Source organism: Janthinobacterium sp. BJB304 (assembly GCF_002735765.1).
In the GTDB taxonomy this organism is placed as follows: domain Bacteria; phylum Pseudomonadota; class Gammaproteobacteria; order Burkholderiales; family Burkholderiaceae_D; genus Janthinobacterium.
The window spans coordinates 14,977-32,798 of the sequence record NZ_PDZN01000015.1 but is presented as its reverse complement, the minus strand read 5'-3'; the positions used below and the strand labels follow the sequence as shown (position 1 = coordinate 32,798).

Here is a 17,822-nt window from a genome sequence, read left to right as displayed (position 1 = left end):
TTGCGTTTCACTCTGAACGATACTTTCCCTTGCAGCCGTAGCACATGCCACCCAATACTGCGGCACTAACACATCAGATTCTCGTAAAAAATTTCGCATGACCTCAACGACCGCCCCCTACATCGGCCGCTTCGCCCCCTCCCCCTCCGGTCCCCTGCACATGGGCTCGCTCGTTGCCGCCATGGCCAGTTATCTCGATGCCAAAGTGCATCGCGGCACGTGGTTGCTGCGCATCGAAGACCTGGACTATGACCGCAATGTCGAGGGTGCTGATCTGGGTATCCTGGCCAGCCTGCGGCGCTGCGGCATGCACTGGGATGGCGAGGCGACGTGGCAGAGCCGGCGGCTGCCGTTGTACGAGGCGGCGCTGAAACATTTGCAGGACGATGGCCTCGTGTATGCGTGCGGCTGTTCGCGCAAGGAGATTCAGGATTCGGTGCTGCAGGCGGGGGCGCCCAAGGGGGGAGTCGCCGTGTATCCGGGCACCTGCCGCCATGGCCTGGCGCAGGGCAAGGCGGCGCGGGCCTGGCGGTTGCGTGTGCCGCAGGGGCCGCAAGCCGTGTACGGCTTTACGGACCGCTGGGCGGGTCCGCAGCGGCAAGACCTTGCCAGCGAAGTGGGCGACTTCATCGTGCTGCGCGGCGACGGCTTTTGGGCGTATCAGCTGGCCGTGGTGGTCGACGATGGCGCGCAGGGGGTCACGCAGGTGGTGCGCGGCGCGGACTTGCTCGACTCCACGCCGCGCCAGCTGTATCTGCAGGATGTGCTGGGCTTGCCCCATCCCGGCTTTTTGCACGTGCCTGTCGTAGTCAATGACAGCGGCGAGAAACTGTCGAAACAGACAGGCGCCCTCGCCTTCGATACGGGCACCGGTGTGGCCGAACTGCTGGCGTCGGCGCTGCTGCCGGCGGCCCGCTTCCTCGGTCTCGACGTGCGCGCCGACGACGTGGAAGATTTCTGGCGGCAAGCCATTCCCGCCTGGGCGCTGCGGCTGGCGCGCCTTCCCGGGCACGCATAAAAAACCCGCCGCGGCGCGAGCCGGGCGGGTGGCAATGCAGGCGCCAGCACATGGCCGGCGCCTGGAACTAAACACTTAAGAAAACCGTAGCGAGCGGCGGTGAGTTGCGGCCGAGAAGCGCAGCTGTGCTTTAGCACAGTGAGCATCGCAGGCCGCAAATCACGACGCGCAGCAGGTTTGCTTATGTGTTCTTAGAAGTTGCCTTTGAATTGCACCCCAAATTGACGTGGCTCATTGATGAAGCCCGTGCGGTTGTTGAAGTCGATGGCACCCGTGATACGCTGGGTGTCGGTGATGTTGCGGCCGAACGCGGCCACTTCATACTTGCCGGCATCCCAGGTGTAACCCACGCGCAAGCCGCCTTCGACCATCGGCTTGCCGGTGAACTCGGTTGCCTCGTACAGGAAGAAGTTGATCTTGCTGCGGTAAGCCCAGTCCGTGAAGACGAAGAATTCGCCGTTTTCCATCGGGATCGAATAGCGGCCCGTGGCGGTGATCGTCCACTTCGGCGCTTGCGGCAATGGATTGCCGTCGATGATGGCACGGTTGCCGGTGGTCAGCGGGTCCGTCACGGTGCAACGCGTTTGCGCGCAGGTGGCGATCGACAGGCTCGGGTCCTTGATTTCCGTGAAGTTGTAGCTGCCGCCCAGCGACATCTTCAGGCTCGGCGTAACAAAGCCTTCCAGTTCCAGCTCGGCGCCGCGGCCGTTCGTCTTGGCGGCATTGATCAGGCGCGTGATGTTCGACGTGCCGCCCACCACCGTCAGTTGCTGGTTTTTCACCTGGTAGTCATACACGCTGAACGCGACGCGGGCGCGGCGGTTGAACAAATCGGCCTTGATACCGGCTTCGTACGAAGTGATGGTTTCCGCATCGGCAACTGTCACGGACACCTTGTCGCTGGCCGGGGCGATACTTGGCGCGCGGAAACCAGTGGCGATACGGGCGTAGAAGTTCACGTCCTTGTTGTATTTATAGGTGCCGCTCAAGTCCCAGTTGACCTTGGCTTTGCTGACATCGGCGCTGGTCGGGTTGACCTGCACGATGTTGGTCGCTTCCACCGTGTTGAAATCTTTCTTGTCCTTGGTGTAGCGCAAACCGGCGCGCAGCATGAAGTCATCGTTGACGGCGTAGTTGACGGAACCGAACGTGGCCCAGGCCGAGTTCTTCTGGCGGCTGGCCAGGTGCGTGGCCAGCACATGCGTGTCGGTATTGAAGTTGTCGGTAAAACCGTTGGCATCTTCGTTGAAGTAGTACACGCCTGCCTGCCAGTTCAGCGGACCGGCATTTTTCGATTCGGCGCGGAATTCCTGCGAGTATTGTTTCACGCTGGTGATGCCGCCGGCCGTTTCAACCTGGAAAGGAATGAAGCCGGGGCCCGTCGGCGTGCCGCCGTCGATGTCGCCATGCGACACGTAATTGCCGACCTGTTCAAAGCCGGTGATCGAGTACAACTTGACGCCGTCCAGGTCCCAGCTCAGGCGGGCGCTGGCGCCGTTGGTGCGCAGGCGCTGGAAATTCGGCGCATTCGTGAACGACTTGTTCGGGTCGAAACCGTCGACGATGTCGTTCGTGCCCTGCTTGATCAGGTTGGCGTAGAAGACGCGCGCGCTGCCCGTGGTGTTGCGCTGGTGCACATTGAACAGGGCGTTGAACGTGGTGTTCGGTGCGTACAGCAATTGCACGCGTTCAGCATGTTCGTTGTAGCCGTCCAGCGCGTTTTTCTGGCCCGTAAATGTGTTGTCGACGTAATCGTCGCGGTGCTGGCGCAGGGTCGAGAAGCGCAGCGCCCATTCTTTGCTCAGCGGCACGTTGACGGCGCCGTCGAAGTTGGTCGTGTTGTGCGTGGCGGCGGAAACGTTGTAATAGCCCTCAACCTTGTCCAGCTTCGGCTTGACGGATTCGAACTTGACCACACCGGCCGGCGTATTGCGGCCAAACAAGGTGCCTTGCGGGCCGCGCAGTACTTCCACGCCAGCCACGTCGAAAATCGGGTAGCCCTTGAGGATGGGATTTTCTTGCACGACATCGTCGTAAATCAGGGAAACAGGTTGCGATGCAAAGATGTTGAAGTCGGTATTGCCGTAGCCGCGGATGTAGAAGCGCGGGAAGGTACGGCCATTCGACGATTCCACGTTCAGGCTCGGCACTTTGCCGGCCAGCACGCGGATATCCTGGCCGCTGGACACGAGCACGTCGAGCTTCTCGTCGCGCAGCAGCGACACGGAGACGGGCACGTCGCGGATATTTTCCTTGCGGCGCTGTGCCGTCACGGTCACGGTTTCCAGCTGGCTGGCGGCAGGGGTCGTATCAGCAGCGACTTCATCAGCATAAGCCGAGCCGATAGGCAAGGCAGCGGACAGTGCCAGCATAGCAGCGCTTTTGGCGCACAAACGCTTGTGCATCTTGGACATCTTGATCATGTGGTTTCCCAGAAGTTTAAAAAAAGAATTGCGAAATCTGTCTTTCTTGCAACCTGTCTCCGGGTTATATACGGCGCTGGACGATCGTTTGCACCATCACGGTGCAGCAGCGCAAGCGGATGTTCCCCCGCTCTCGGCGTCACTGGCTCTGTCCTGGCTGTCACTCAAGTTGACAGCGGTTCCGGCCGCATCTCTCGGATGTCTGATGAACACCAACTTTTAAGTAAGGCGCCAATTTAATTCAAGCGGCTTATGCGCTGCAAGAATATTGTTATGTAAAATATTTATTCACCAACATAAAAGCCTGACTAGTGGTTATTCAGCCACAATACGCTCAGGGGCTTGCTGTTTTGCCCATTTTCCGGCCCTGGCGCCGCCATTGCGGCGAGGCGGCAAAATGCTGCCTGCAAGACAGGCCCGGGCCGGTATTTGACTGTAATATCGCCATACTTGCCCTTGCCGTGCTGCCCCATCCCAGTGCAGCGGCGGCGCGCCGCACCATTGCCGACCTTATCCATGCCAGAACCAAGCCAGCACAGCCACGACATCATTTTCTCCCCCGCCGCCGCGCAGGCCGCGCATAGGCTGCTGGGCGCCCATTGCGACATCGTCTGGAGCACGAAAACCTTCGGCCAGTTCGACGCGGACCAGCCGTCCTGGCGCGCCTTCACGGGCCAGACGGAAGCCGAACTGCTGGGCCGCGGCTGGCTCAATTCCCTGCATCCGGACGACCGCAACTTGCCTTACGTCATGCCGTCGCACCTGACGAGCGTGTTCGAGGCGGAATACCGGCTGCGCCACGTCAGCGGCAGCTACCGCAACATGCTCGTGCGCATGCTGCCCGTGCTGGCGCCCGACGGCAGCATCGTTGAATGGCTGGGCTCGCATTGCGACGTGACGCAGCAGCGGCAGACGGAACAGCGGCTGCGCCTGGCCATGCAGGGCGGACGTATGGGCACGTGGGAGATCGACCTGGGCAGCGGCAGTATGGCCGGCTCTGATGCGTTCAAGGCCAATCTGGGCCTGCCGCCTGACAGCCACATCGATTATGCGCAGCTGACGGGTGCCATGCTCGACGGCGATCTGCAGCAATGGCAAGCGGTGGTGCATGCAGCCATTGCCAGCGCCAGCGATTTCGAGATCGATATCCGCGTGCGCTGGCCCGATGGCGCGCTGCACTGGGCGCACATGCGCGGCACCTGCGCCAGCGATGGGGCCGGCAATGTGATCGCCCTGTCCGGTATCTCGCTCGACCTGACGGCCAGCAAGCAGAACGAGGAAACCCTGCGCCTGACCCTGGCGGCCGGCGAAGTGGCCACCTGGAACTGGGACATCGTTGCCGACCGCGTGACGGCCGACAGCAATATGGCGCGCCTGTTCCCAGTCAATGCCGATGCGGCCACGGCGGCGCCGTTGGCGCGCTACCTGGACATCATCCATCCCGATGACCGCGAGCAAGTCAGTGCGCAGATTGCCCAGGCGCTGCACGCGCACGCGCCGTTCGAGGCCAGCTACCGCGTCGCTGCCGGCGATGGTCAGTACCGCTCGGTCATCGCGCGGGGCCGCGCGGAATACGCGCCCGATGGCACACCCTTGCAATTGCCCGGCGTGCTGCTCGACATCACGCGCCAGAAACAGGTGGAAGATGCGCTGCGCCGCAGCGAGGAACGCTACCGCACCCTGATCGAGCTGATGGACCAGGCCTTTTGCGTGATTGAAATGCTGTACGACGAGCAGGGCCGCCCGGTGGACTTCCGCTACCTGGAAGGCAACGCCGCCTTCGTCAAGCAGTCGGGCCTCGACAATGCCATCGGCAAGACCATCCGCAGCTTCGTGCCCGACCATGACCAGCACTGGTTCGACCTGTACGACCAGGTCGTCAAGACGGGCGAGCCCGTGCGCTACGAAAACGAAGCCGTGGCCATGGAGCGCTGGTTTGAAGTCTTCGCCGCGCGCCTCGGCGGCCCCGGCAGCCGCCTGCTGACGGTGCTGTTCAGCGACATCAGCGAGCGCAAGCGCTCGGAACAGCAGCTGCGCCAGCTGGCCGATAACCTGTCCGAGATGGACCGGCGCAAGACGGAATTCCTCGCCACCCTGGCGCACGAACTGCGCAACCCGCTCGCGCCGATCCGCAACGGCTTGCAAATCATGCGCCTGGCCGCCGACAAGCCCGCCACCGTGGCGAGAGTGCGCGACGTGATGGAGCGGCAAGTCAATCAGATGGTGCACCTGGTCAACGACTTGCTGGACGTGGCGCGCATCACGCGGGGGCAGATCGAACTCAAGCTCGAACGCGCGGACTTGAAAACCATCATCGCCAGCGCCGTGGAAACGAGCATGCCGCTGATCGAAGCGAACCATCACCAGTTGCAGGTGACGCTCGACGAGCAGGCGCTGCCGCTCGAGGCCGACCCCACGCGGCTGGCGCAAGTGCTGGGCAATTTGCTCAACAATGCCGCCAAGTACACGCCCGCCGGCGGCCATATCGCCTTGCGCGCCGTACGCGATGGGAACGAGGTCTTGATCGAAGTCAGAGACAGCGGCGTGGGCATCCCCGCCGAATCGATCGCCACCGTCTTTGACATGTTCACGCAGGTGGGCCAAAACATGGGCCGCGCCCAGGGCGGCCTGGGCATCGGCCTGTCGCTGGTGCGGCGCCTGGCCGAGTTGCATGGAGGCAGCGCCACGGCGGCCAGTCCCGGCGCCGGCCTGGGCAGTACATTTACCGTGCGCCTGCCCCTGCTGAAGGAGGAAGCCAAGGCCCCCGCCGCACCGGACGCGCCCGCACCCGCCGCCAACGCCCGCCATTTCCGCGTGCTGGTGGTCGACGACAATGTCGATGCGGCCGAAACCCTTGCCGCCGTGCTCGACATGATGGGCCATGCCACGCAAGTGGCCCACGATGGCGCGCAGGCCCTGGCCGTGGCGCCGCAGTTCTTGCCTGACGTCATCTTCCTCGATATCGGGCTGCCCGGCATGAACGGCTACGAAGTTGCGCGCGCGCTGCGCCGGATACCGGCCGGCGCCAAGGTCGTGCTCGTTGCCTTGACGGGCTGGGGCGCCGAAAACGACCGCAGTCAATCGAGCGCGGCCGGTTTCGACCACCACCTGACCAAACCGGCCAACCTGCTCGCCATCGGCGAACTGCTGGCTACCCTTTCCACTCCGAAAATACCTACAGACCATGACTGACTCCCCGAACCACATCCGCCGCACCCTCCTGCTGGCCGCTGGCACCACCCTGCTGTGCCCGGCACCGCTGCTGTTTGCCGCGCCCGCCACCAGCATCGCCGCCGCCCACACGCAGCTGGCCGCGCTGGAACAGGCCGCCGGCGGACGCCTGGGCGTTGCCGCCTGGCGCCAGGGCAGCGAGCTGCGCGTTGCCTATCGCGCCGACGAACGCTTCCCCCTGGCCAGCACCTTCAAAGCGATGCTGGCGGGCGCCGTGCTGGCCCGCAGCGTCAGCCAGCCGGGCTTGCTGGACCAGCACGTGCGTTACGAGAAAAAGGAACTGGTCACCTATTCGCCCATCACGGAAAAGCATCTGGCCGACGGCATGCGCGTGGCCGAGCTGTGCGCCGCCACCTTGCAGTACAGCGACAATAGCGCGGCCAATTTCCTGATGACATTATTGGGCGGGCCGCAAGCCGTGACGGCGTTTGCGCGCAGCATCGGCAACACGGTATTCCAGCTGGAACGCTGGGAAACGGAACTCAACAACGCCATCCCCGGCGAAGTGCGCGACACGACCAGCCCCGCGTCGATGGCGCACAGCTTGCAGCAATTATTACTGGGAAATAGTTTGCCGGCGCCGCAGCGCCAGCAACTGGCCACATGGATGCGCGGCAACACCACGGGCGACAAACGCATCCGCGCCGGCGTGCCGGCCGGCTGGCAGGTAGCGGATAAAACGGGCTCGGGCGCCTATGGCAGCGTCAACGACATCGGCGTGGCCTACCCGCCCAGCGGCGCGCCGCTGCTCATCGCCGTGTACTACACGCGCGAACAGAAAAACGCGGATACGAATCAGGACATCATCACGGCCGCCACGCGTATCGTGACGGCTGCGCTGGCGTAATTACTTCGGCAGAGCTGCCATGAAGCTTGCATACGTGGACCAGGCCGGATCGGCCGCGCTGCGAATTTCAATCGGGAACTTTGGACGCGGCGCCAGCGCCGTGTTCAGGCGATTGAAGAATTCTTCGCCCGACTGCGTGTAATAAATCCATTCACGCAAGTTTTCACCCGTCGACACGAGCGCCAGGGTGGCGAAGCCCTCTTCTTCCACTACGGGCGCCAGCGCCGCCTCCAGCTCTTCCATATGCTCGCGCTCGTTCGGCGCGGGCATGCCCGTCTCGTCCTCATAGCGCCAGGCGATGATGATGCGGTCCGGCTGCGACGACAGGTCCCAGTCGTCATGGAAGGTGTCGACATAGCGGTAGATGATGGCCATCTCGTCGCTATGCGTGACGATGGTGCCCCAGCTGCGGGCGGAAGTGGAATTTTCGTTCATGGTTGCAATAGTCAAAAAATAAATCGAGGGAGCGCAGCTTACAGCACTGGCGGGCAAGTCACATTCCAGGCGTCATACTGGGCGCCGCTCTTGCGCAGCCAGACGCGGGTGTAGCTGTCGCGGTCGCTCTTGAACACGAGCGCGTAGCGCTCTTCGGCACGCGGTGCGGCGGCGCCCACGTCGACAGCCGCCAGCGTAAACTTCAGCGCGCGCAATGGGGCGCAGGCCGTGTTACCCGCCATCAATAATCGCGCCCGTTCCAGCAGCGGCTTCTGGTACAGCAACACGCCTTCCAGTTCCACATCGGGAATCCGTTGCAGCATGCGCACGGGTTCGGCCACCGCGCGGCAAGTGCCACGGTCGAGCCAGGCGTAATACTCCATGCCCGCCTCCTGCCAGCGCGCCTGCTTGCCCTCGCCGTGCAGCACGAACTTGGTGCGCTGGGTCCGGCACAGCGCACCATGGCCGCGATACGGCGGCGTTTCCACGCTGCCCACCACTTCGCTGCCATGGCCACCGACCACGGGCACGCTCTCGAACACGGTGCGCGTGGCCGGTTCGCCCGGATATTGCTGCGCATAAAACTCCAGCAAGGACGCGCGCTGCTGCGCATCCACCACCGCCTCGGCGGCACTGGCAGAGAGGCAGACAGCCGACACTACACACAGCGCCAAAGGGCGCACGATATATCTGGGCATGGCATTCCTTCAATCGACGTTCAGGGACGGGTATTGCCCAAGCGCCGATTATATAGTTAGCAGGAAATACCAGGAGCGCGCCGCGTCAGGAGGTACGGAAGTTGACGCCGCCAGCCAGCAGCCTGGCGCCGCAGGTAGTGGTGTCGCCTTCAAAGGCGATGGCGATGCCGTTGATGCGATGCCGGGACGAGCCGCTGGCAATCTTGCAGCCTTGGTGCCCCTTGATGGGGCAACTGCACAAGTCCCCGACGCAGGCGACAGCGATACCATTGACCGTGAAGTGCGTGGCGGCACAACTGAGCACCTTGCCGCCATGCGACGTTGCGTCGCCCAAACGGATGACTTTGCGCATGCTACCTCCCGTTCTACTTGCCCGCCGAGCTTTCCAGGATGGCTTCCACCGATGGCGCCACGTAGTTGGCCGGATCGACGGCCGGCGTGATGCGGCTGCGGAAGATATCACCATTGGCATCCTGCTGCTGACGTTTGGCATCCGATGGTGGCGTAATAAAAATAATGCTGGCCTCATTACTGTCGCGTAAATTAATCGCCGCACTGGCGCCGCCATCGCGGTAGCTGCCCATCACGCCGATGGCCATCTGCATGAACCACGTGGCCGCGCCCGTGTTGCCCAGGCGAAGATCAGTATTGATGAACTGCGCGCTCTTGCTGCTGTCGATTTCGGGGCCGCCCTGTGCCGCATAGTCATGCAGCATGCTTTCCAACATCAGCGACTGTTCCGGCTGGTTTCCCGTACCGGCCACGATGCGCGAAGGCCCCTTGCCGCGCTCGGCTTCCGGCAAGGTCTGCAGCGCCTGCTGCCAGCCTGCATTGAATATCTTCTGGCGCGCATCGCGCCGCGTCACGGGCTTGCCTTCCTCATCCGCGAACTTGACGAACACGGGCCGGTGCACGAATCCAAACGAAGGCAATCGGTCGAAGGTTTCCATCTGTTCCCGGTTCCACGGAATGGGAAACCACGGCGTCGGTTTCCAGTCGCGCGGCGGACGATTTTCCCAGGGATTGAGTTTATCGAAGGTGTGCAAGCCGACGCCACGGATATCGGGCCGCTGGGCGAAAGCAGCGGCAGCGGCGAGCCATTCGGCGACGGTGGGTTGGCGGGGCATAGAAAAGGAGTTTTCATCCAGTTTTTTGTCCTGTTTTGCCAGAGAATTTTTCAAATCATAGTACATAGACCTGAATTTCTCTTGCACAAACTTATTCTCGGGGTCTTCCCACACATATGGACGCAAAAATTCCACCCTCTTCCTACGAGCCAGGATAAACACGGTTGTGGCATCAGGCATTTCGGGGATATAGTAGCCATCAACCAGCGTCTTCTTATCTCCTGGCTTGCGCCCGCCATCGCGGGTTCCTGGGCTGTCTTCGGAATGCACCAACACATAGGGGACGTCAGGATGACGATCAAAAAAATCAAAAACATCTATCAACAAACGATCCGGTCTCTCGTCTAACTTCCAAGGTGCAATTGAAAAAAGATGAAAGGATAAACCCGTCGTGCTTGCGCCCGCTACCAGACCGGCCATCGGTTCATCCGCACTGGGTTGCGCGGCGGGATTAAGTATCGGCGAGCCAGCATAAAACGATGGCAAGCCCCAATACAAGGGAGTGAGATTTGCACCGTTTTCCAATGCATCGCAGGCCCTACTACCGCCATCTCCATCCTTGTCATATCCAGTCCAGGGATATTTTTTCGGATCTTGCTCACGTATGCTGGTATAAGCACTTCCCTTTCGCAAGGCTTCCCATAATTTACCCTGCCGGTATTTATCGAGCGTCACACCAAATCCGATCACTTCCAACACATATTCTCGCTCTGATTCCACAGGTATTTTTAGCTGTTGCGCCGTCACCTGTAACGCAATTTCACGTGCCTGGCTCTTCGATAAGGCACTGAGCCATAACAAACCAAAAAATAAAACGACAATAACTATCGATATTCCCAACCACCGAAGCGTCATCATATCTATCACCTATGGGTATGCAGTTCTGGAGAAACGGTAGTCGATCCGAGAAAATTGCTACTGGCGAGGTTCGACAACCATTTATTTTGCTTTTTTTTCGCTCACTACTTTTATGTTTTTGGTTTGTGACACTACAATTTTCCACAACGCCCCTGTTAGCAAGGGCAATCCTGCAGGCAAAATTCCCGTGTTGTAATACTTGATATTGCCGTCAATAACTGTTCGTCGCCACGGTGATTCAGCACTTAAATATGCTGCAAAATCAGCAAGAAAGCTCTCCTCCAGAAGTATTCCCTTTCTAGGTTTTTCTTTCGTCTGTAATCTCTTCACCCGCCAATCCGCCACCGCACATAAATACGCATAAAACTGCGGATCCGAACTAGCCTTGCCGCTGCCAATCGCCACGTCATACGCGGTCACTTGACTATGATTCTTCGCGCTACCGATAATAGAACTATGAAAAGACTTGGCGCTGACCTCCCGCTGCCAGCGCAAGCGTGCCTCATTCGGGCTTTCCTGGATGGTTGCCAAGACATTTCCGTCCGTGTAGCGGGTGGCGGCAATGACGTTGCGTTGATCGAGCGGCCCTTTGCCATCGAGTTTCTTTTCCTTGTTATAGGCAGCCGTCATCAAGGCTAATTCGGCCCCGCGTATGGCTTCATCGCGCTCCGGAAAGCGGCGATAGCCGGCCGGATCCGGGCGATCCTCGACGCTTGTGTGCAGGCCGCTTCCGCTGGTAAGTGCTACTGATGCATCGCAGGGATCGACTTCTTCCACAGGTCCCTGATCTTCAGGTTTACGGTTACGCATCATGGAAGTTTTGGGAATATTGGGCGAATCGATTTGCGAGGTGCCGCGCAAATCGGCCGGCACCGGCTGTTTCAATGTTTCGCCAGTGATGGTGCGTATGCCGTTACGCTGTTCCGTCTTGCTCAACCTGGTATTGATAGGCCAGGCCACCGCCTTGTGTTGCGCACGGTATTTTCGTAATGAAACATCGACGTGTGCCTGTTCGCTTTCTGTCGTGAGACGCAGTGGAAAGTCAAAAGGCGGCGGTTTGCCTACCAACGACACCGTGGTCTTTCCAGTGGCCGGATCCAGCCTGGTCTTGTTGCTGAATATCCGCTGATAAAATCTGCCGCCCAGTTCCGCCAGCGCATTGCGTACCTGCTCGCGTTCCACGATGCGGGTATGTCCAGTAAAAACGCTGTTTCCATCAATGCTGGACGTCTCCTCTTCTTCCATGAGTTCACTTCCCATTGCATAATCCGGCACGCCATCCCACCCCATGCCCTGGATATTATCCAGCGCCACCGTCATGTCTTCGGGACAAAAATACAGATAAACCTTGCGGCGATTGTCGCGGTCCTCTCCGCTCTGCCAGCGGCTGCCGACCATGCCGCGATGCTCATCCTTTTTCAGTTCGGCAAACGGCGGCTGGCAGGCCTGGCCACTGCCCTTTGCCACACCGGCCACGATATTCGCCAAAGTCTTCAGGCGGGCGCCCATGGTCTGCGCACCACTGAGCAAATGGTAATAAGGCTTCATCGCCGCATCCTCGCCGCCGTCGAACCAGGCCGCGCCTCGCATCAGCAGAGGCAGGCTGTCCACCAGGCTGTATGGCGGATGCGTGAGTATCAAATTATCGGCCGGCGCCAGCCCCTTTTCCATCAGCATGGCTTGCGCCAGCAGCGACAGCAGGCAACCCTGGCTGTGCGCGACGATGCTGACGGTATCGTCAGCATCATAATCGCGGATCATGGAAATCAGTGCGGCCAGACGCTGCGCCGCCAATACCATGTACATGCGGCCAGGCGCCGTCCTCAATGGACGCAAGGCATCGCCCATGGGATCCGCAGGCGCATAGATACCCGGACGCCACATGTCGGGCAAGCTGCTGGTGGCGTTGCCGAAGGGACCGCCTTCCTTGGACAGGTCCTTGTCGAGGCGGTTGCCGTAGCGGTCAACAAACTGGCCGTTGATCGTTTTGCATTTCACTCCCACTTCACGGTAGCCCCAGTAAAACGGGATCACGGGGCTGTTGGTATCCTTGGCAATCGTGCGCTTGAAGAACACGGCGTCGGGATCGTCTTCCAGCCTGTCCTTGTCCGCCGCCACAGGCATGCGGTAAGAAGCTGGCGTAAAGCCGCGGCCCAGCCTTTGCGTCAATCCCTCGCACAAGCCGTGCTCCACCGCCTTGTAGCTGACGCCCACATCGTTGACGCCGTGAATAACGATGATATTACCCGGCAAGTTGCGGCGTATTTTCACCTTCTTGCAGACGCTGCGTTCGCAATGCAGGAGCGTCACGTCTTCGCCCACCACGTACGGCACTTTCGGATAGCTGCCCATTGCACTCTCCTGGCGTCATCAATCCTTGTTGTTGAACACTTCGATGGCGGCCAGGTGCATGGCCGCGCGCTCCAGCACCTCCGTCTTGCCGTCCCCGTCGCTGCGGCCATCGGCCGACGAGCCATCTTCCAGCTTCACGGCAAACTGGACTTGCGGCGCCAGCTGGGGGGCTGGCGGCACGCCATCGACGGGACTGTCGTCGCCCTCATATTGAAAGATGAATTGCTGATCGGCCTTGCCTTCGGCAAAGCTTGGCAATTGCACTGCCATGCTCTGCGGGTCATTGAAGACGAAATTGGGTGCATTGAAGTTCAGTGGCGACTTGCTGCCAAAGGTGATGCCGTCGCCGATGCGGATGAAAGCGCCATGCTTGGAAATCAACACAATTTCATCGGCCATGCCCGTCAGCTTGCCCTCGCTGGCGGTGAGCTTCAAATTTTTCGCCGCGTTGAGGTCCATGTCGTCATGCTGGCTTTGCAGCAGGAACTTGCCATGGTGGGCGATGGCGCGGATGCCGTCCGCATGGGCAAACAGCGAAATGCCCTTGCCCGCGTTCACACTGTAGCGCTGGCCCGCCACCGCTTGCAGATGCTGCTGCGCCACCGTATCGATGCTGCCGGCGGCATAGCTGATGATGGCCTTCGAACTGGCAAAGCTGATGCCGGCCGGCGCCGTGACAGCAATCGCCGCCGCACCGCCCAGCTCGGCACGGGGCTGCGTATTGCTGCCTCCTTCCCAGCTTTTCAAGCTGTGCTGCAGCTCCTGCTGCGCTTCATCCGTATTCTCCAGCGCCTGATGCGTGGCAGCATAGCTGCCCAGCGAGCGAAACAATTCCAGGCAATTTTCCATCAGCCCCAGATATTCGCTGCGTGCCATGTGCCCGCCGTCGCCGTTCAGGCGCTTCCAGGCAGAAATCAGCATGCCCTTGCCCGCCCGCATCGCCAGTTGCTCATCGGTACGCAGCTCGGCGCCCTCGCCGCGCGCCTCTCCCTGGCCATTGCGCCGGTCCTGCGTCAGCCAGCCCAGGTTGAGCTGGGTGGAGCCATGGTCGCTGGCAAGCTGGGCATTGATTTGCCCATGCACATCATCGAAACGCAGCTGGTTGCCACGCGTGCCCTTGATCTCGCGGCTCTTGATGCCGGACAAATAACGGTTGCCCGGCAAGTCGCCCGCCTTGCTCAATGCGATCGGCAACGCACTGTGGTTGTACAGCTGTCCCACGATGATGGGCCGGTCCGGGTCGCCGCCGAGGAAAGCCAGCAGAACTTCGCTGCCCACGCGGGGCAAGCCCAGATAGCCGCATTGCTGCATGCTGCCAGGTCCGCTTCCCGCCCAGCTCGACGCGACTCTTACCCAGGCCGAATCGGCATCCGTGTCGGAAGCGCCCGTGCCGCCTGCATGCTCATGGTCCACCTTGCGCGTGGCGGGAAAGCGCACCTTGACCCGGCCCATGGCGTCGCAATGAACCTCTTCATTCGCCGGCCCCACCACCACGGCGCTTTGCATGGTAACTGGCGGCAGGTCGATGCGCGTGTCGTAGGCCGGAACGATGGCCACGCCGCGCCGCACAGCGCTCAATTCGATATGCATGCGCAAGGGGCCATCGTCCACCGCCGTCGCCAGTTCGCGCTGCGGCAGCGATGCATCATCGGCCAGCCAGCGATTGCGCGCGAACAAACGCGCCACCCTGGCGGCCAGTTCCCGGGGTAAATTATTCTGCGCCGCCACCTGTAGCGCCGTCACGACAAAATCGCGCTCGGCCGGCGGAAGTGCGTCGATATCGGGATGTTCGGCCAGGCTAAAGTATTCGCCCGGACACAGGTCGCGCACGCTGCCCTCGGCATGAAAACAATGGCTTTCGTAGTCATGCTGCTGCATGGCTAGCATGCCCAACTGGCACAAGGCATCATGATCGCTCCCCGCACGTGGCGGCAGCACGCGGTAATCATCGAGGCTGGCGGCAACGGCATTGCCATGCATGCCTTGCCGGCCCTGCCCCATGGCGTCGGCAGTCATGAACGGCCGCGCGCGTGGATGTTCCTCATTCCAGCTATGGCGCGTCACCTTGCCCGCCTGCAACTTGCGGACTTCGTTCCACGACGTCAGGGTGTCGCGCTGTTCCGTCGCGCGGTCCGCGTGATAGCGCACGGTATCGGCCATGTTTTTCCGCAAGCCATCGGCATGGTTGAACAGCACCAGGGTATGTGCCGGCTCGGCATGCGCATCCGCATTGCCTTCCGCTCGAAAAAACCAGGCGACGCCGCTGCGCTTGAGCAGGCGCCGGACGAAGGCCGCATCGGACTCATTGTGCTGCATGACAAATTCGCGCTGTGGATACGTCTGTGCCTCGAAGAAATCGGCAAACACATACTGGAAGGCATGCCCCAGCACGGAATTGCTGCGTATCCATTCGTCGAGCAGGATCTTGATGATCTCGATATCCGTGAGGCGCCGGAAAACACGCGTATTGCAGCGCTTTTCCATGACGGCGAAGGCGTCCGTCAGCACCAGCTGATAGCTGGCCAGCGCGCCATCGCTGTCACCGGCACTCGCTTGCGTAACGATGCCGCAGATGCTGCGCAACTTCCCCTGGTCGGTGACGATATCGATAGCGGCCGGCAAGGCGATGAAACTGCTCAGCGGCAAATCCGCATGCGTCGAGACGCACAGCACACGGTATTCGATCCCGCCACAGATGGCCTCGCTTCCGGCGACGCGCTGCGGTATCAGCGCACCGGCGGGCACCTTTGGGGATACGCCCAGGCGCAGGCGCAAGGGACGTTCGCCACCCGATATCGAATCATCACCGTCCATGGCGTTCTCCTCATTCTTACTTGCATTTAATCAAGCTGGAGAAACGACAATGCCATGGGACGGCAAGGAAATACTTGATATTTAGTAAGAATTCTCCAAGGTTCCCAATACTTCCATCAATCTTTGCCGCTTCGCCAGCAGGGTGGGATCAAACGCCGTCCACTGCTGCAGCCGCAACGCATACGCGGGCGCCATCATCCAGCCGAACACCTCCGCCTTGTCTTCCTCGGGGCCGTAGGCGGCGTACAGGCTCACCAGCCCGGGCTGCGGGTGGCCCAGGTTCTGGAAACCCTTGCCGTAGGCCGTGGCGCCGCCCTGGCCGTAGGCTGTGCCAGCCGGATTCAGGGCCAGCCAGGCGGGGTCGCGGTAATAGAAATCGTTGAACAGCCGGTATTCGATGAAGTGGTAATACTCGTGGTGCACGCGCAACTCCATGCCGGACGGACACAGGGCGGCCAGCAGGTTGTCGGCGTAGACGACGCTGTCGATGTCCGGCGCCGGCATGGCCAGGCGGCGCTGGCCGTCCACGCTCAAATCCTTCACCAGCACGACGTGGCGCAAGCCCGTGCGCGCGAAGACGCCGGCCGGGTAGCGCTCCATGGCTGGCAAGACGATGCTGAGCAGCAATTGCAGCCCGGCACGGTCTTGCTCCGAGTCACTGAAGGCGTGCGCCTCGCTGCCGGGCATGGACAAGGTCCAGGCGGGCGCCAGTTGCAGGGCCGCCAGGCGCGCCGTGGCGATGGCCTGCAATTGCGCCACGCTGGCGTCCCTGGGCGCGACGGGCGCATAGCGCACGTTCCAGTCGCACTCGCTGCGCATGCTGTCTTGCTGGGCTGCACGCTCGAACGCTTGCAGGTCGGCCGCCGATGATACGGACGGGCCGGCGCCGGCGCAAGCGGACAGCAATACAACGGCAAGACAGGACAGCAAACGGCAAGCAGGCATGGGATCTTTCACGGGCATAAAAATGGGGCGCAATTGCTGCGCCCCATTGTACAAGCTGCTAGTTCCTTACAGCATCAGCGCTGGTAATTCTTGAAGAAATTCCAGCTGATCACGGTGGCGTCCGGGCCCAGCTCATCGCTGAAGGGCCAGCCGGGAGGGCCGCCGCTCCACGCGTGGTTCATGCCCTCGACCGTGTACTTTTGCGCGATGACGGCGCCGTTATGCAGGTAGGTGTCGATGGAATAGCTGCGGCCGTACGGCACCGTCTGGCGCACGATGCTGTCGGCACGGTAGCGCACGCTGTCATTGTCGAGGCCATCGTCGCCGTAGTCGCTGGTCTGCAGGAATTGCTCGATGGTTTGCTCGCCGTTGACGGGATTGACGACGATGTCGGAAGTGCCGTGGAACACCATCGTCGGCATCAGCCGGCGTGGCGAACCGGAGCAGCGCCAGGCATCCTTGCCGCGCACTTTCGGGTCGAAGGAGCTGCCGTTGAACAGCGAATCAGCCGCCGTGACGAGGCCGGTGGCGCCCTTGTACATGCCGCCCGAATGCACCATCACGGCAGCGAACACGTCGGAATAACATGCGGCCATGATGGAAGCCATGGCGCCGCCGGCCGAGATACCGGTCACATACACGCGGCTGTCCTGCACCGCATATTTGCTCTTGACCTTGTTCAAGATGCCCATCAGCACGGCAGGCTCGCCCGTGCCCCGCTCCTGGTTCAAGGGCAACATGAAATTCCAGCAGCGCATGGGGTTGGCCGTGACGTTCTGGCGCGGATAGACGACGATGAAGTTTTCGCTGTCGGCCAGCTGGTTGTAGCGGCTGACGGCGGCCATGCTGTTCGGTTCCGAACCGCAGCCGTGCAGCATCAGCACCACGGGCAGCGGCGTGTTCGGATTGTAATTGCTCGGCAGCCAGACCTGGTATTCGCGCGAGCCCCACAGGCTCGCGTACAGGCCGAAGTCCCACTGCCCGGCGGAAGCCGGCAGCGCGGCCAGCAAGCCGCAGGCGGCGATGAGTGCAGATAACAAGTGACGCAGTTGCTGATGCAGATGTGCCATGCCA

Annotated in this window: 13 protein-coding genes; 3 read left to right on the top strand and 10 right to left on the bottom strand. The window is 61.3% G+C overall.

Going from position 1 to position 17,822, the window contains the following annotated elements; all coding sequences use genetic code 11:
• Positions 1–97 precede the first annotated feature (97 nt).
• On the top strand, positions 98–1,018 hold the full coding sequence (gene gluQRS / locus CSQ95_RS18055) for a tRNA glutamyl-Q(34) synthetase GluQRS (protein ID WP_099410514.1): 921 nt from the start codon (positions 98–100) through the stop codon (positions 1,016–1,018).
• Positions 1,019–1,209: 191 nt separating this feature from the next.
• Here gluQRS and CSQ95_RS18050 read toward each other — a convergent pair whose 3' ends face one another.
• Entirely contained in the window at positions 1,210–3,441 is a 2,232-nt protein-coding gene (locus CSQ95_RS18050; RefSeq protein ID WP_099410513.1) for a TonB-dependent receptor, read from the bottom strand.
• Between the two features lie 308 nt (positions 3,442–3,749).
• Positions 3,750–3,959 carry a hypothetical protein gene (locus tag CSQ95_RS29190; protein ID WP_143450001.1) on the bottom strand — a complete coding sequence of 70 codons (210 nt, stop codon included), beginning with the start codon at positions 3,957–3,959 and terminating at the stop codon, positions 3,750–3,752.
• On the opposite strand from CSQ95_RS29190, the gene CSQ95_RS18045 reads away from it, so the two are divergent.
• The gene (locus CSQ95_RS18045) at positions 3,958–6,633 is read left to right on the top strand and encodes a PAS domain-containing hybrid sensor histidine kinase/response regulator (protein ID WP_099410512.1); all 2,676 of its coding nucleotides are present in this window, start codon (positions 3,958–3,960) and stop codon (positions 6,631–6,633) included. The two genes, CSQ95_RS29190 and CSQ95_RS18045, sit on opposite strands and share 2 nt — an antisense overlap.
• Positions 6,626–7,519, top strand: a complete 894-nt coding sequence (gene bla, locus CSQ95_RS18040) for a class A beta-lactamase (protein WP_099410511.1) — start codon at positions 6,626–6,628, stop codon at positions 7,517–7,519. The genes CSQ95_RS18045 and bla overlap by 8 nt, the downstream gene beginning before the upstream one ends.
• Here the strand turns inward: bla and CSQ95_RS18035 are convergent, their stop codons facing one another.
• The 8 genes from CSQ95_RS18035 to CSQ95_RS18000 all read right to left on the bottom strand — a co-directional run bounded on the left by CSQ95_RS18035 (position 7,520) and on the right by CSQ95_RS18000 (position 17,818).
• A complete protein-coding gene (locus tag CSQ95_RS18035) occupies positions 7,520–7,954 on the bottom strand; it encodes a DUF695 domain-containing protein (RefSeq protein WP_099410510.1) in 435 nt (144 codons plus the stop codon). It lies immediately after the preceding gene.
• Positions 7,955–7,992: 38 nt separating this feature from the next.
• On the bottom strand, positions 7,993–8,652 hold the full coding sequence (locus CSQ95_RS18030; protein WP_099410509.1) for a hypothetical protein: 660 nt from the start codon (positions 8,650–8,652) through the stop codon (positions 7,993–7,995).
• An 85-nt stretch (positions 8,653–8,737) separates the two neighbouring features.
• Entirely contained in the window at positions 8,738–9,004 is a 267-nt protein-coding gene (locus CSQ95_RS18025; protein ID WP_070218167.1) for a PAAR domain-containing protein, read from the bottom strand.
• 13 nt (positions 9,005–9,017) lie between these two features.
• Positions 9,018–10,637 (bottom strand): DUF2875 family protein, encoded by a 1,620-nt coding sequence (locus tag CSQ95_RS18020; protein WP_099410508.1) that lies wholly within the window; start codon positions 10,635–10,637, stop codon positions 9,018–9,020.
• An 81-nt stretch (positions 10,638–10,718) separates the two neighbouring features.
• Entirely contained in the window at positions 10,719–12,989 is a 2,271-nt protein-coding gene (locus CSQ95_RS18015) for a DUF3274 domain-containing protein (RefSeq protein WP_099410507.1), read from the bottom strand.
• Between the two features lie 18 nt (positions 12,990–13,007).
• Positions 13,008–15,803 carry a type VI secretion system Vgr family protein gene (locus CSQ95_RS18010; protein ID WP_099410506.1) on the bottom strand — a complete coding sequence of 932 codons (2,796 nt, stop codon included), beginning with the start codon at positions 15,801–15,803 and terminating at the stop codon, positions 13,008–13,010.
• An 81-nt stretch (positions 15,804–15,884) separates the two neighbouring features.
• Positions 15,885–16,748, bottom strand: coding sequence for a hypothetical protein (locus CSQ95_RS18005; protein ID WP_143450000.1), 864 nt, complete (start codon positions 16,746–16,748; stop codon positions 15,885–15,887).
• A gap of 74 nt (positions 16,749–16,822) precedes the next feature.
• The gene (locus CSQ95_RS18000) at positions 16,823–17,818 is read right to left on the bottom strand and encodes a PHB depolymerase family esterase (RefSeq protein ID WP_099410504.1); all 996 of its coding nucleotides are present in this window, start codon (positions 17,816–17,818) and stop codon (positions 16,823–16,825) included.
• Positions 17,819–17,822 lie beyond the last annotated feature (4 nt).